This window comes from Paenibacillus sp. JT31N17, from assembly GCF_056269255.1.
Genome location: NZ_JBWDNP010000001.1, coordinates 1,098,828 through 1,114,930 on the forward strand (window position 1 = coordinate 1,098,828; position 16,103 = coordinate 1,114,930).

The window sequence follows — 16,103 nt, forward strand, 5'->3', positions numbered from 1 at the left end:
ATGCCTGCAAAAAAACGAATTGAAGAGGTGAGACAAGATGGAGAAAATATTGGCCAAAATCGCTCTGCGAACAAAACGCCCGGACGCTTCCTCCTTCCTGAACCGGCTGACCAGGATCCGTTATTTGATTTTCGGCAGAGAAGCGGATAAAGGGCTGATTTACAAAGCGTTTATCTATCTCATTCTGATCGACGCTGCCTATATCTACTTGAAGCCCGTCCTGCACATGGTGACAACGATGGTCAAGAACGGGTCGGATCTGCTGGATCCCTCGGTGAACTGGATACCGAATGCCATCTACCTTGGCAATCTGCAGGAGGCGTGGACGTGGCTGAAATATCCGCAGGCGCTGGGCTTGAGCATGCTGCTATCCTGCTCGGTGGCGCTGCTGCAAACCTGCTCCTGCGCGGTCGCGGGTTATGCCTTCGCCAGGCTTAAAGTGCCTTTCAAATCGGTCCTGTTCTTCTTTCTGCTGCTGACGTTCGTCGTTCCTCTCCAGCTGACGGTCCTGCCCAATCTGGTTTTTGCCAGAGTGACGGGGGTACTGGATACGATCATTCCGATTATCGTTCCCGCGATTTTCGGGCTGGGGCTTAAGGGAGCGCTGTTTGTCATCATCTACCGGCAGTTCTTCTCCACCCAGCCCAAGGAGCTGGAGGAAGCGGCGAGAATCGACGGGGCAAACGTCTACAAGGTCTTCCTCAGGGTCATGCTGCCCTTGGCCAAGCCGGCCATTCTTGTCGTATTCCTGTTCTCCTTCGTCTGGACGTGGAATGATTTCTACCTGCCCAGCATGTATCTGTCCAATGTGGAAACCCCGCCCCTGTCCCTCGGGATATCGCGCATCGCCACCATGCTCCGGGATCAGGCTGAGCTCAGCGGGCCTTCGATCTTCACTGAACCGATCAGTATGGCGACCACGTTCCTGATGATCCTGCCGCCGATCGTGCTGTATATGTTCGCGCAGCGCTGGTTCATTGAAGGCGTTGAGAGAACGGGGCTTGTGGAATAAGCGATTGTTGAGAAATATCGCCTATAAAGGTGAAATAATCCGCCTACAAGCAGGAAGCGCTTTCGCGATAAATTAGAAGGGCAGTGGAAGGAAGTGGAATTCCAAGCGGGCACGAAATTTACAGTCAGGGGGAGGATAAATGAAAACAGCTGCGGGGCCGCTTCATGACGGCCCGCTGGTAAGAGCGGAGGGAATTACCAAGGTGTTCGGACACGGAACCGGTGCGGTGACCGTTCTGCAGGGAGCGAGCCTGGCGATCCGGCCGCAGAGTCTTGTGGCGATCAAAGGAAGGTCGGGCTCGGGCAAGACGACGCTCCTGAATATATTGGGAGCGCTTGACCGGCCGACGGAAGGAGCGGTGTATTACGGGGATGCGGAAATCGGCGGGCTGTCCGAGCAAAAACGCAACAAGCTGCGACGCAGCAAAATCGGGCTGATTTTCCAATCGTTCGCTCTTGTGCCGATGATGTCCGCCTACGAGAATGTGGAGTTCGCCCTGCGCATTGCAGGAATTCCTGCCGCAAGCCACCGGAGTTATGCGGTAAAAGCGCTTGAACTGGTGGGGCTCAAGGACCGGATGAAGCACCGTCCGTTCGAAATGTCGGGAGGCGAGCAGCAGCGGGTCGCCATTGCAAGGGCCATCGCCCATAAGCCGTCGCTTATTCTGTCGGATGAACCGACGGCTGAGCTCGACAGCCGAATGGGTCTTCAGGTCATGAGGGTTTTTACGGATCTGGTCAAGCACGAGGGAATGACGATTATAATGACGACGCATGACGCCGCCATTATGGAGATCGTCGATCATGTCTATGCATTGGAGGATGGTCGCATTGTCGATTAGAGGAAACCGGCTTCGAACCGTACTCGGCGTGTTCGTCGTCAGCTTGTGCCTGTCGGGCTGTTCCCTGCTTCCGGCCGAAGAACCGGTGCTCAAGCCGCCGCTTGCCAAGCCCGTCAAGCAGAATCTCGAAACGGCGGATGTGACGCAAGGCGATATCGTCAAACAAATTACGGGAGTGGCGACCTTCGTTTCGGACAAAATGGACTATCTGTTCTTCAGGGAGTCCGGCGGCAGATTATCGCAAATAAATGTCAGTTCGGGCAAAACGGTAAAGGCGGGCGATATTCTGCTGTCCACGGAAACAGACGAACTGGAAGCGAAGGTGCAACTGCAGGAAATCGCCATTGAGAAAATCAAGATTGAACTGGAGCAGGCGACCGCAGCAAACGGGGCGAAGGATCCGTCGGTCCGGACCATTACGCTTGATCTGGAGAGCGCCCAAATCCAGATGGATCTGCTTCGCAAGCAGCTTCAGAATACAAGACTCGTATCTACCGTCAGCGGTCTTGTCACGTATATCGAACCGATGGAGCTTGGGGAACAGGTTACCGCCTACAAGAAATTGGTGACGATTTCCGATCCGGGCAAGATGAAGCTCGTGTATGAGGCGTCGGACCGCGGCAATTTGGCGGGGGTACAGATCAATATGAACGTCAGCGTCAAGATCAAGGACAAAACCTATCAGGGAAAAGTGGTGCAAATCCCGGCGACGGCGCCAAAAAACGATAACGAAGCGATCGAAGCCCGCAATGCCAAATCGGTTCTCATCGATGTGGCCGGGCTGCCATCGGACGTGAACATCGGCGACCAGGCGGACATCACCATCGTCACGGAAAACAGGGATGCGGTATTGATTATTCCAAGATCGGGCCTCCGTACCTACATGGAGCGCGATTATGTGCAGGTGCTGGAAGGGGAAAGCCGAAAAGAGATCGATGTGGAGAAGGGTATTGTTACCGATACGCAGGTGGAAATCAGAAAAGGCCTGACGAAAGGGCAGAAGGTGATTCTGGGGGGCTGAAGCAATGGCGTTATTGATCATGATCCTGCGCAAAATGGTCAGCAATAAATGGCTGGAGCTCAGCCTGCTGCTCGGCCTTGTCTTATCCGTCGCCTTGACCAGCAGCATGCCGATCTATACGAGCGCCATTCTGCAGCGGATGCTGAGCCAGCAGCTGCGGAATCTGCAGACGGACAGCGGGCAGTATCCAGGCACCTACTGGCTGACCGCGAGCGGCCCGGATGCACAGCAGGGCTCCGGCTACCGGGCTACCGACGATTATATGAAAGACAAGGCTGGTGCAAGCTTCGGCATACCTGTGCAGCAATTTGTCCGCGAACGGTCGACCGAGGTGTACAGCTTCCTGCCCTCCGATACCGCGAAAATGGATGTCAACAAGCTGCGCTGGGCGAATTTCACCGCGATAAGCGATGTCGGGAGCCACAGCCGCCTTGTGGACGGACGGATGCCGAAGGATGAGCCCGTCGATGGCGTATACGAGGCGCTTGTCGTACCCGACGCGCTGTCCGAGATGAACCTTGTTCTTGGCAACGTCTTTACGATCAGGGATGACAAGGTCAAGCAGAGCATCCGCGTGAAGCCGGTCGGCGTCATCGAACCGAAGGATGCCGGGGATTTGTTCTGGTACAACACATCGAGCAGCTACAAGAGCAGCTTTCTGATCGGTCTTGATTTGTTCGACCGGGAATTTACGGCCGGAGGCAAGCTGGCGATCAAGGCGAGCTACTGGTATTTCGCTCTCGACTACACGAAGATGACGCTGCGGTCCATGAACGATTTCATTGCCGGCAACCGGTCGATAAGCGCCCATATGGCCGGGAATTATGAGAGCTATTCCAAGAATGTTCCCGCGTTGACGACCTTGAATCAGTACAAGGAGAAGCAGGCGAAGCTGAGGATACTGCTTTGGTCGCTGAATGTGCCCGTATTTCTGATGCTCGGCTTCTATCTGTACATGGTGGCGAACCTGATAACGGACCGGCAGAAGACGGAGATCGCCGTACTGCGCAGCCGGGGAGCCAGCCGCACGCAAATCATATTAAGCTACACGGCCGAAGGGCTGGTGCTCGGGGTGATTGCCTTTCTCATTGGACCGTATCTGGGCGTCCTGATCACCCGGGTATTGGGCGCATCCAGCGGGTTTCTGGAATTCGTGCAGCGCGCCAGGCTGGACGCCTCGGTCAACCGGGAGGCGTTCGGATACGCCTCGCTCGCCGTGATCGCCTCCCTGCTGATGACACTGCTCCCGGTACTGCTCGCGACCCGCTTCTCGATCGTGGCGCATAAACAGCAGCAGTCGCAGGCCAACAAGCCGTCGTTCTGGCACAAATACTTCATTGATATCATACTGATCGGCATTTCGCTATATGGTCTGCAGAGCTACGAAACGCGGCTGAGCCGTCTGCTTGCATCCGGGATCAACACCTCTGATTTGAGCGTCGATCCGCTGCTGTTTCTCATTCCGGCGTTTTTCGTGCTGGGGCTGGGCCTTGCGCTGCTGCGGCTTTATCCATGGCTGATCAAGCTGATTTATCTGATCGGCCGGCGGTGGTGGCCGGCGTCGCTGTATTACACGCTGATCCAGATCGGCCGCACGTCCGCTTCCTTCAAGTTTATTATGGTATTTCTGATCATTACAATCGCGACCGGCATTTTCAGCGCGAGCGCAAACCGCACCATCAACAAAAATGTGGCGGATAAAATCAATTACGGGACCGGGGCCGATATGGCTCTGCAGATCCGTTGGGAGAACGACGCGCCTCCCATTCTGTTATCCGGGATGACGGATAACGAGGAGGGGGAAGAGGGGGGATCGCCCGAAAGCGCCGCATCGGCTGCGGCTCCGCAAAAGACGCAGTACAGCGAGCCTTCTTTTCTCCCCTTCACACAAATACCGGGCGTGGAGCATGCGGCGAAGGTGTTTATCAAGAAGGAAGTCTCTTATTATACGCAGGAGAAGGGACGAGGCGACGCCAATCCGCAGCGTAGGGAACAGGATAAGGTCGAAATGATGGGGATCGACACCTATGAATTCGGTCAAACCGGGTGGATGAGAGACGGTCTGCTCGACTATTCCTTCAGCTCATATCTGAATCTGATTGCCTCTGATCCGTCTGCCGTGCTTATTTCCCGCTCAATGGCGGAGCAGCACGGCGTGCAGCCGGGAGATCTCATTCAACTTGGCTGGTATGGCGTGGAAGCCGTTGATTTCATCGTATACGGCATCGTCGATTACTGGCCGTCTTGGAATCCCGGAGCGGGCGCCCAGACGCAGACGGCTGTGGAGGACGGTGATTCCAACCAGTCCGGCAGGCCCAATCTCGTCATCGGGAATCTGTCCTATATCCAGAACAGTCTTGGGCTTGAGCCCTATGAGGTCTGGCTGAGGCTGAAGCCGGGGACGTCAAGCGAAACCGTGTACAACGACGTTGTGGATAAAGGCTATGATATCCTCTCGCTGCGGGATGCCAATCAGGAGCGGATCCAGGAGCTTAACGACCCGTTCCAGCTTGCCATCAACGGCGTGATGACGCTTGATTTTATGATTTCGATCGTCATTACCTTTCTTGGGTTCCTGCTCTATTGGGTGCTTTCGCTTCTATCGCGGACGCTGCAATTCGGCATTTTGCGGGCGATGGGAATCTCTTATTTCCAGCTGATCGGCATGCTGATCGTCGAACAGCTGCTGATTTCGGGTGCGGCTATCGGAATGGGGATGCTGAGTGGCAATGTGACGAGCCGCTTGTTCGTGCGGCTGTTCGAAATGTCCTTCGATCCCAAGACGCAGGTGCTGCCGTTTGAAGTGACCTTCGATGCGCGCGATCAGCTGCGGCTGTATGCCATTGTTACAGGAATGGTGATCATCGGCATATTCATCCTTGGATATACCGTGTCCCGCATCCGGATTCACCAGGCTGTCAAACTGGGGGAGGATTGAAGATGATCCGGTGTGAAAATCTGGTGAAAATTTATAAGCGGGCCGATTTGGAAGTGGTGGCCCTGCAGGGTCTTGATCTGCATGTAGAGGCCGGCGAGCTGACAGCGATTATCGGCAACAGCGGAAGCGGGAAATCGACCCTGTTGAATGTGCTTGGAGGGCTTGACCGCCCCACCGCCGGACAGGTGACTGTGGACGGGAAGGATTTGCTGCAAATATCGGAGAATGAGCTTGTCCTGTATAAACGGGAAAGCGTGGGTTTTGTCTGGCAGAACAACGCCCGGAATTTGATTCCGTACCTGACCGCGCAGGAGAATGTCGAGCTGCCCATTCTGCTGAAGGGCCGGCGAAAGCAGATCCGCGCTCTTGAACTGCTCGATGCAGTCGGTCTGAGCCACCGGCGGAAAAACCGGCTGAACCAGCTTTCCGGCGGCGAACAGCAGCGTGTGGCCATCGCCATTGCGCTGGCCAATCATCCGAAGCTGCTGCTTGCTGACGAACCGACGGGGTCGGTCGATTCCAATATGGCCAATCAGATCCTCGATCTGTTCCGGAATCTGTGCCGCAGCCTCGGACTGACGATCGTGATCGTCACCCACGACCCGCTGCTGGCTGGGAAGGTGGACCGCGTCATCGCGATCCGCGACGGCAAGACGTCTTCGGAAATGATCCGGCGCAAATCCTATGCGCAGGAGCTGGAGGAGCTGGGCAGCGGCGCCGGAGCGGAGCAGCCGGAGCAGTCGCATATTGAATATGCGGTACTGGACAGGGCGTGCCGTCTGCAAATTCCGTCTGCCTATCTCGATGCGATCGGCATGAAGAACAAGAACAAGATCCGGGTGACCTTGGAGGAAGGAAGAATCGTGCTGTCGCCGCCGCAATAGCTGGCGTCAAGGGCAGAAATACGCTGGAATAAGCTAATCAATCTTGAATTGGGATGGGGGAATCGAATCAATGAAACGTATGATTCTGATGCTCGCTGCCGTGTTGATGACGGTGGCATTGGGAGCATGCTCAAACTCCGCTTCGGATGAGCCGGAGAAGAAAACGGTTATCTATGTCGGCAACGATACCATCGGAGATACGCTGACTAAGGGTCATCTGACGGAGCTTGGCTATGAAGTGACAGAGATGACCGACCGGGAGATTACGGATGAGAAAGCGAAGGACTACTCGCTTGTTTATATCAATTCCACCATCAGCAGCGCCGGCAATATCGGCACGAAGCTGTATAATACCCCTGTTCCCGTGATCTACGCTTCTCCGAAGGTGATGAGCTATAACGACGTATCCGGCACACAGGAGAATACCGACTACGGCAAATTTATCGGCAGGACCGTTACGATTAAGGACGGCAAGCATCCGATGGCAGCCGGGCTTAGCGGCAGCGTGGACGTTTACAAATCCGACGGCAGCTTCCAGTTCGTGGTGCCGGGCGGCGAGGTATCGGTGATCGCGACGGCTCCGGATGACGACAAGAAAGCGCTCATCTGCGCTTACGATACGGGAGCGAAAAATATGATCGGGAATGCAGCGCCTGCACGCCGCGTGTTTTTCTATCTGTCGCCGGAGGATATTATCTATCATACCGACGAGGGCTGGAAGCTTTTCGATGCGGCCATTCACTGGGCTGCGGGCGCTGAATAAGCCTCCCCCAGATGAAGCAAACCGCCTATAAAGGTGAAAATATAAGCCCATAATTATGCTTTTATTCCGTGGTAATTTTAGTAAAGAGCTCGCTATGAATGGAGTTTGGCCTTTTCAATCCATATTTAAAGGGGGGATGCGGCCAAGTTGAGCGCGGCACGCACTTCGTAATGAAAGCGCTTCTAAATCAGATTGATCCTAAAAGGGAGGAATCCATGTTCATGAAAAAATTGTTCATCTCGGCTCTGTTGGTTATTTTGACGCTCACAAGCATAGCCGGCTGCACAGGCAGCAATAATGGCGGCGGGACGCCGGAGCAGTCCAATACCGCGGAGAACCCCGGAACGGAGAATACACCGACGACCCCCGATGATACGGGCGGTGAGGCGGACGACAACACTCTTTTCTTCTATACCGCACAAAATCCGGTTTATGAAGACGAAGCGAATTTCGACAGGCTGATCGGCCAGTATATCAAGAAGAAGTTCCCGGATATTACGCTCAAGCATGTCCACTGGAACGACGGCACGAGATACGAGGATTTGATCGCCAAAGGCACGATTCCGGATATCGTGTTCGAGCAGGTCCGCCGCAACACCTCCAGAATGGTCAAGAAATTCAAGATGGAATACGATATGTCGGATCTGATCAAGCAATACAACTTCGACATCAGCAAGCTGGACCCCGCAAGCATGGAGGTTGTTAAAACGGCATCGGACGGCAAAATTTATTCGCTGCCCTTTGAATTGAGCGATTTTGTACTGGCGTATAACAAGGATATTTTCGATAAATACGGTCTGGACTATCCGAAGGACGGCATGACATATGATGAAGCCTATGAGCTGGCCAAGAAATTGACCCGCCAGGACGGGGATATCACCTATAAAGGGCTTCAGCAGCATCCAAGCCATTATATGATGTACAACCAGCTGTCGGAGCCTTCGCTTGATCCCAATGAGGATAAAGGCGCGATGGATTCGGACAATTGGCTGAAGATCGTCAACAACATCAGACGCTTCTATGAGATTCCCGGCAACCAGTTCACCACGACAAGCGACTTCCCGAAAGGGCAGATGGGCATGTCCGTCGATGTGCTGGAGAACGTTCTGAGATGGTCGGTCGAAAATCCGGATTTGAACTTCGACATCGCGTCGGTGCCCGTATTTCCGGAAGCGCCCGGCGCCAAATATCAGCCCAACCTGAACGGGCTCTTCATCACCCAGCAGTCCAAGCACAAGGAGCTTGCCTTCGAGGTTATTCAATACCTGCTCTCCGATGAAGTGCAGGCCGAAAGAGCGAAGGAGGCGATTATCGGGCCGCTGAGCTCCGATGTGGTCCAGCAGGCATTCGCCCAGAACATTCCGCAGATGAGCAGCAAGCATACCGAAGCGCTGTTCGCTCTGAAAAGCGCGATGCCGGCGCCCCGCAAACCGGGCCTGACGTTCATTAACCCGCCGGTGCAGCAGGTGTTCCAGCCGAATATATTCGAGCAGTCCAAGGACAGCGCGACGGCGCTTAGGGTCGTCAATGAAATGATCAACAAACAGCTGGCCGAGACCAAGGCGGCGATAGAAGCCGGAGGCGACGGAACCGCCTATCAATAACAGTTTGCGAAGGCCTCTCCTGAATGGGGAGGTCTTTATATCCATATAAGAAAGTATAAAATTCGATCTGTCAACAATCAGGAGGATACATAAAATGAAAAAGATTATGCTGCTGCTTGCATCACTTATTATGCTCGTTGGAACCGCCGGCTGCTTCAATAATACCGAGCCCGCGGACACTGCCGGCCAGACGCCGGGAAACGCAGGAAGCAACAATGCCGCAGACGGGACAGATTCGGGTGATAACGTGCTGTTCTTCTATACGGCCCAGAATAAAACCTATGAGGATGAAGCCAGCTTCGACCGCCTGATCGGCCAATATATCAGGAAGAAGTTTCCCGATATTACGCTGAAGCATGTCCATTGGAACGATGGCACGAGGTATGAGGATTTGATGGCCAAAGGAACCATACCCGACATCGTACTCGAGGAAACGTACCGCAATACCCATCGCATGATCGAGAAGTTCGGCCTGGAATATGACATGTCGGATTTGGTCAAAAAATATAATTTCGATATCAACCAGCTGGACCCGGGAAGCATGGAAAAGACCAAAACGGCATCGGACGGCAAGCTGTACGCGCTGCCATTCGAATTAAACGATTATGTTCTCGTCTACAACAAGGACCTGTTCGATAAATACGGCGTGGATTATCCGAAGGACGGCATGACCTACGACGAAATCTATGCGCTGGCCCAGAAGATGACCCGCCAGGATGGCGATATCACCTACAAGGGCTACCAGCAGCACCCGAGCCATTATATGTATTACAATCAGCTGTCCGAGCCCGTGCTGGATCCGAATGAAGACAAGGGGGATCTGGATTCGCCGGAATGGCTGAAAATCGTCAACAACATCAGACGCTTCTATGAAATCCCCGGCAACCAGTTCACCACGACAACCGACTTCCCCAAAGGGCAGATGGCGATGTCGGTGGATGTGATCGAGAATGTGCTGAATTGGTCCGTCGATTATCCCGATTTGAACTTCGACATCGCATCAGTTCCTGTATTTCCGGAAGCGCCGGCGTACAAATACCAGCCGAACGCGAACGGTCTGTTTATCACGAAGGAGTCGAAGCATAAGGATCTTGCTTTTCAGGTGATCCAGTATTTGCTGTCGGATGAGGTTCAGGAGGCCAGATCCAGGGACGCGCTCATCAGCCCGCTGAACAGCGAGTCTGTCCAGCAGGCCTTCGCGCAAAATATTCCGCAGATGAAGGATAAGCATACCGCAGGTATTTTTGCTCTGAAAAGCGCCATGCCCGCATCACGCAAGCCGGGTCTGACGTTTATTAACCCTCCGGTGCAGCAGGTGTTTCAGCCCAATATATTTGACCAGTCCAAGGACAGCTCCACGGCGCTTCGGGTCGTCAATGAAATGATCGACAAGCAGCTTGCGGAAACGAAGGCGGCCGTGGAGGCAGGGGGCGATGGAACCCAATACCAGTAAGGCAGCCATATGAGACTGATTCCACCTATGTTGTCTTTCGGGTTTTATCGAAATTTGGCATCGGGAACCGAATCCGTACAGCGTGTCTTCCTTTAGCCCGCGGGAAAGCTTATATCTCTGCTGCGGGCTGATAGCATAAATCACCTATAGATTAAGTGATCATCACCTATAATCGGCGAAAAGGATCGCAGTATAATGAGGGCAACGATCGGGATGAAAGGAGTGCGAAACGATTGATGGAAGTCCGGCAAACTATGCAGGAAGTGGAACGATGGGCAATGTTGGAGCTAAGCTTTAATGTCCCGTCCGAAGGGGAAGAAAATCCGTACCGGGACGTCCGGTTCTCCGCACGTTTTCAATACAGAAACCGCACGGTTGAGCCGGAAGGCTTCTATGACGGCGATGGCGTTTACCGCATCCGCTTCATGCCGGATGAAACCGGGCGGTGGAAATACGAAACATCAAGCAGCCTCACCGGGCTGGATGGCCATCGCGGCGAGTTTCTCTGCATCCAGCCGTCACCTGGCAATCACGGCCCCGTACGGGTGAAGGACGATTACCGGTTTGTCTATGAGGACGGCAGCCCGTACATGCCTTTTGGCACGACCTGCTATCATTGGACCCACCATGGGGATGACAAGAATGAGGAGCTGACGCTGCTGACGCTGCGGGACTCCCCTTTCAATAAAGTGCGGATGTGCATACTGCCGACACGGGGGATGAGACCGCCGCATATCGCTTTTGCCGGAACCTGTCCGGAGGATGCGGACCGCTCGCGGTTTAACCCGGTATTCTTTGCCCATTTGGAGCAAAGGCTCGGAGATCTGCAGCGGCTTGGCATCGAGGCCGATCTGATACTGTTCCACCCATACGATAAAGGCGAGTGGGGATTCGACGGCATGGACCGGGAAGCCGATTTCTTCTATTTGCGGTATGTCATTGCACGCCTGGCGGCCTACCGGAATGTATGGTGGTCCTTATCCAATGAATACGATTTCAATAAATTCAAGACGGTGGAGGATTGGGACAGGCTTATTCAATTCGTCCAGCGCATCGATCCTTACCAGCATCTGCGTTCCATCCACAACGGCACCAAGATGTACGAATCCTCACTGCTGTACGATTATACGAAGTCCTGGATTACCCACCAGAGCATTCAGCACTGGGACCCCGAGTTGACGACGCAGTGGCGAAGCATGGCCGCGAAACCGGTCGTGATCGATGAAATCTGCTATGAGGGAAACAGCTCCCGGAGATGGGGAAACATCTCCGGCGAGGAGATGGCGCACCGCTGCTGGGAAACGGCGGCGCGTGGGGGATATGTCACTCACGGTGAAGCCTTCACCGATAAGGAAACGCGGGCTTGGGTATCGTCGGGCGGCGCGCTATACGGGGAGAGCATGGACAGAATCGCTTTCCTGCGCCGGATTATGGAGGAAGGACCTGAGGATTGGCTGGGCTCTGCAAAAAATGGCGAGTATTTCCTGTATTATTTCGGACGGCATCAGCATGTCTATTATGAAGTAGCCCTGCCGGAGGAAGGGTCGTATTCCATCGAGCTGATCGATGCCTGGAACATGACTGTAACTCCGGTTATCGGTTCGATCCGGGGACGCTTCCGAGTCGAGCTTCCCGGCCGCCCATATATGGCTCTGCGCATCCGCAAAAACAATCATGGCTTCGCAAGGAGTGAAATCGCTTGAAGGTTACGAAAGAGGTAGAGCGCTGGGGCGTGTTTGAGCTCAGTCTGGCGGGGCCGGACGATGGCAATCCGTTTGTCGACATACAGTTTGGAGCCCGGTTCAGAATAGGAACACAGGAGTTCGAGGCCGACGGCTTCTATGACGGCGACGGCGTGTACCGGGTCCGTTTCATGCCTGAAACGGAGGGCGTCTGGACATATACGACCGTAAGCGGCTGCCGGTACCTGGACAAAATTGTCGGGGAATTTCACTGCACCCCGCCTTCGGCCGGCAATCACGGCCCAGTGCGGGTCAAGGACGAGACACTATTCGGATATGCGGACGGTACCCGCTATTTTCCGCTGGGCACAACATGCTATGTCTGGCATCTGCAAGACGGGAAGCTGCGGGAGAAGACGCTGCAGACACTGAAGTCTTCGCCTTTCAACAAGCTTCGCATGTGTCTGTTTCCAAAGTCGTACCTGTTTAATCCCGATGAGCCGGAACATTATCCGTTCGACGGATCGCCAAGGGACGGATTCGATCTTGCAAGATTCAATCCCGCATATTTCGGGGAGCTGGAGCGTAATGTTCTGGCGCTGTCGGAGCTCGGCATCCAGGCGGATCTGATCCTGTTTCACCCGTACGACAAGGGGCGCTGGGGCTTCGACCGGATGAACGCGGAGCAGGATGAGCGCTACCTGCGCTATACGCTGGCCAGACTGGCCGCATATCGGAATGTATGGTGGTCGCTCGCCAATGAATATGATTTGATGACAGAGAAAAAGCCGGAGGATTGGGACCGGTATTTCCGCATCGTTCAGGAATGCGATTACGGCAATCATCTGCGTTCGATCCATAACTGCCGCGAACGGTACGATTACGGGAAGCCCTGGGTTACCCATGCCAGCATTCAAACCCATGATGTCAAGGCCGTTTCCGGGTGTACGCGCAATTATGGCAAGCCGGTCGTGATCGACGAATGCGGTTATGAAGGCAACATCCATACCGGATGGGGCAGTCTTACGCCGGAAGAGATGGTATGCCGGATTTGGGAAGGGACGTTCCGCGGCGGCTACGTGACGCACGGGGAAACCTACGTCCATCCAGACGATATTCTCTGGTGGTCGCATGGAGGAGAGCTCCATGGAGCAAGCGTGCCGCGGATCGCATTTCTGGCGCGGCTGCTCGCGGAGGCGCCGGATTCGATCAAATACTGCACCGCTCGCTACGACGCCTCGACGCTGGAAATCGCCGGCGACTTTTATTTTCAGTATTTCGGACCGCACCGCTTCGCTTTCCGGGAATTTGCCTTCCCCGAAGGAACGTACAAAGCGGATTTGATCGACACCTGGAACATGACGGTAACCCCTTTAGAGGGACGGTTTGAAGGAAGATCGCGTATCGAGCTGCCGTCGGAGCTTTATTATGCTTTACGGATTCAAAGGGTCAACGAGGATAGTAACGCTATAACGGGAGAGTGACACGGCCTTGGATAAAACAATGGAATCCGCACCCTATTCATCAAAGCTCTGGTACGACAAACCGGCCAAAATTTGGGATGAGGCGCTGCCGATCGGCAATGGACGGCTGGGAGCGATGATTTTCGGCAAGGTCTATCTGGAAAGGCTGCAGTTGAATGAAGATTCCGTGTGGTACGGAGGCGTGAAGAACGGAGATAATCCCGAGGCGAAACGGAATTTGCCCGAAGTCAGGCGGCTGCTCAGGGAAGGGCGGCAGCAGGAGGCGGAGGAGCTGGCCCAGATGGGGATGATGTCGATTCCAAAATCGCTGAATCCGTATCAGCCGCTCGGTGATTTGAACATTTACCATAATGGGGAGAAGGAGATGATCTCGGATTATTACCGGGATCTTGATATCGAGCAGGGAATCGCGCATGTAAGGTACCGCTTGAACGGCGTACGCTATGAGCGCGAGATGTTCAGCAGCTCGGTTGATCAGGTGATCGTCATCCGGATCGCCAGCGAAACGCCGGGCAAATTGAACCTCCGGTTTCAATTGAGCCGGCGCCCCTTCGACGAAGGCACGGCTACGCCCACCGGCGACAGCCTGCTGATGAAGGGGGAATGCGGGAAGAACGGCATCTCCTTCTGCACCGCGCTCAAAGCTTCGGCCAAGGGAGGAACGGTGCAGACGATCGGGGATTTTCTGCTGGTCCGCCATGCCGAGGAGGTCACGCTCTATCTGTCGGCAGCCACGACCTTCCGTTTCGACAACCCCGAAGCGGAATGCCTCCGGCAGGTGGAGGCGGCGGCAAGCAAAGGCTTCATGGAGGTGAAGCGGGACCATACTGCGGAGCACACCGCCAAATTCCGGCGGGTCCGGCTTGAGCTCGGGTCCCCTGACAGCGGCGCCCTTGCGCAGAAGGTCCCGACCAATGTGAGGCTGGAACGCTTCAAAGATGGAAAAGAGGATCTTCCGCTTATTTCGCTTTATTTCCAGTATGGGCGCTATCTTCTCATGTCCAGCTCGCGCCCGGGCAGCAATCCTGCGAATTTGCAGGGGATATGGAACGAGAGCTATACCCCTTCGTGGGAGTCGAAGTATACGATCAACATCAACACGGAGATGAATTATTGGCCTGCCGAATCATGCAATCTGTCCGAATGTCATGAACCGCTGTTCGATCTGATCGAGCGGATGAGGCCCAATGGCAGAAGAACGGCTTCCGAAATATACGGCTGCGGCGGGTTCGTCGCCCATCATAATACGGATATGTGGGGATCGACGCAAATCGAAGGCAATCATATGCCGGCATCGGTATGGCCGATGGGCGCGGCCTGGCTTTCCCTGCATTTGTGGGAGCATTTCCGGTTCGGCATGGATGAGGCGTTTCTGCGCGAGAAGGCGTTCCCGGTCATGCGCGAAGCGGCGGATTTTTTCCTGGACTACTTGACGGAGGATGAGCAGGGACGGCTCATAACCGGACCTTCCACTTCACCCGAGAACCGCTTTATCCGCTCCAATGGTGCAGTGGGTTCGCTCTGTATGGCTCCATCTATGGATACGCAAATTGTGTATACGCTGCTAAGCGCGTGCCTGGAGGCGGCAAAGACGGTGCCGACGGACGAGATGCTTTGCCGCAAATGGGAAGATACGCTGCGCCGTCTGCCTCAGCCGCAGATCGGTAAATACGGCCAGCTGCAGGAATGGCTGGAGGACTGGGATGAGGCCAAAGCGGGACATCGGCATATCTCCCATCTTTTTGCCCTCTACCCCGGGGAAATGATCCATGTCCGCGATACGCCGGAATGGGCGGCGGCGGCGGCGCGGGCGCTGGAGCGCAGGCTGGAAAACGGAGGGGGACATACAGGTTGGAGCCGGGCATGGATTGTGAATTTCTGGGCGCGGCTGGAACAGCAGGAGAAGGCTTACGAGCATTTGAAGCTGCTGATTGCCAACTCCACGCTGCCGAATCTGTTCGACAATCACCCCCCGTTCCAGATTGACGGCAACTTCGGCGGAACGGCTGGCGTCGCGGAAATGCTGCTGCAGTCTCACCGCGGACAATTGAATCTGCTGCCTGCGCTGCCAGGAGCATGGAAGATGGGCAGCGTTCAGGGACTGCGGGCGCGTGGCGGCTATACAGTCGATCTGGAATGGGCTGATGGACAGCTTGTTCACTGCCGGATTATGGCGACGAAGAGCGGGTTATGCCGGGTCGTATGCGCTTATCCGCTTCTGCCGCTCCATATCGCTGCGGATCATGCAGAGGTCGCTCGAACCTCGGACGGTTTCATCACGGAGTTCGAAGCCGAAGCGGGAAAAACTTATTTCCTGACCCCGGTGCGCCGTGAGCTGCGCGCTTCGGCGTTTATGGGGAACGCAGGCGAGATGGACAGGAGTGAAGCTCTTTAACACAGAATCCGGCGGCGCAGTGCTGC

The 16,103-nt window shown here is 54.9% G+C and carries 11 protein-coding genes; all 11 read left to right on the forward strand.

From position 1 onward, the window contains the following. The first annotated feature begins 37 nt into the window (after nt 1-37). The 11 genes from AC0YOB_RS04745 to AC0YOB_RS04795 all read left to right on the forward strand — a co-directional run bounded on the left by AC0YOB_RS04745 (nt 38) and on the right by AC0YOB_RS04795 (nt 16,077). Nucleotides 38-1,012 (forward strand): carbohydrate ABC transporter permease, encoded by a 975-nt coding sequence (locus tag AC0YOB_RS04745; RefSeq protein ID WP_475791777.1) that lies wholly within the window; start codon nt 38-40, stop codon nt 1,010-1,012. 139 nt (nt 1,013-1,151) lie between these two features. Next, complete coding sequence (locus AC0YOB_RS04750; RefSeq protein WP_475791778.1) at nt 1,152-1,853, forward strand: ABC transporter ATP-binding protein; 702 nt, start codon at nt 1,152-1,154, stop codon at nt 1,851-1,853. Continuing rightward, complete coding sequence (locus AC0YOB_RS04755; RefSeq protein ID WP_475791779.1) at nt 1,816-2,874, forward strand: efflux RND transporter periplasmic adaptor subunit; 1,059 nt, start codon at nt 1,816-1,818, stop codon at nt 2,872-2,874. The genes AC0YOB_RS04750 and AC0YOB_RS04755 overlap by 38 nt, the downstream gene beginning before the upstream one ends. 4 nt (nt 2,875-2,878) lie before the next feature. Beyond that, nucleotides 2,879-5,812, forward strand: a complete 2,934-nt coding sequence (locus tag AC0YOB_RS04760; RefSeq protein ID WP_475791780.1) for an ABC transporter permease — start codon at nt 2,879-2,881, stop codon at nt 5,810-5,812. A gap of 2 nt (nt 5,813-5,814) precedes the next feature. Beyond that, nucleotides 5,815-6,696, forward strand: coding sequence for an ABC transporter ATP-binding protein (locus tag AC0YOB_RS04765; RefSeq protein ID WP_475766812.1), 882 nt, complete (start codon nt 5,815-5,817; stop codon nt 6,694-6,696). Between the two features lie 70 nt (nt 6,697-6,766). After that, nucleotides 6,767-7,459: a hypothetical protein gene (locus tag AC0YOB_RS04770; protein WP_475791781.1), complete on the forward strand. Its 693-nt coding sequence runs from the start codon at nt 6,767-6,769 to the stop codon at nt 7,457-7,459. Nucleotides 7,460-7,680: 221 nt separating this feature from the next. Continuing rightward, nucleotides 7,681-9,063, forward strand: a complete 1,383-nt coding sequence (locus tag AC0YOB_RS04775; RefSeq protein WP_475791782.1) for an ABC transporter substrate-binding protein — start codon at nt 7,681-7,683, stop codon at nt 9,061-9,063. A 94-nt stretch (nt 9,064-9,157) separates the two neighbouring features. Next, entirely contained in the window at nt 9,158-10,516 is a 1,359-nt protein-coding gene (locus tag AC0YOB_RS04780) for an ABC transporter substrate-binding protein (protein WP_475791783.1), read from the forward strand. A gap of 236 nt (nt 10,517-10,752) precedes the next feature. Next, nucleotides 10,753-12,219: a DUF5060 domain-containing protein gene (locus AC0YOB_RS04785; RefSeq protein ID WP_475791784.1), complete on the forward strand. Its 1,467-nt coding sequence runs from the start codon at nt 10,753-10,755 to the stop codon at nt 12,217-12,219. Continuing rightward, nucleotides 12,216-13,682 (forward strand): DUF5060 domain-containing protein, encoded by a 1,467-nt coding sequence (locus tag AC0YOB_RS04790; RefSeq protein WP_475791785.1) that lies wholly within the window; start codon nt 12,216-12,218, stop codon nt 13,680-13,682. The genes AC0YOB_RS04785 and AC0YOB_RS04790 overlap by 4 nt, the downstream gene beginning before the upstream one ends. Nucleotides 13,683-13,689: 7 nt before the next feature. Further along, nucleotides 13,690-16,077, forward strand: coding sequence for a glycoside hydrolase family 95 protein (locus AC0YOB_RS04795; protein ID WP_475791786.1), 2,388 nt, complete (start codon nt 13,690-13,692; stop codon nt 16,075-16,077). The last annotated feature ends 26 nt before the right edge of the window (nt 16,078-16,103 follow it).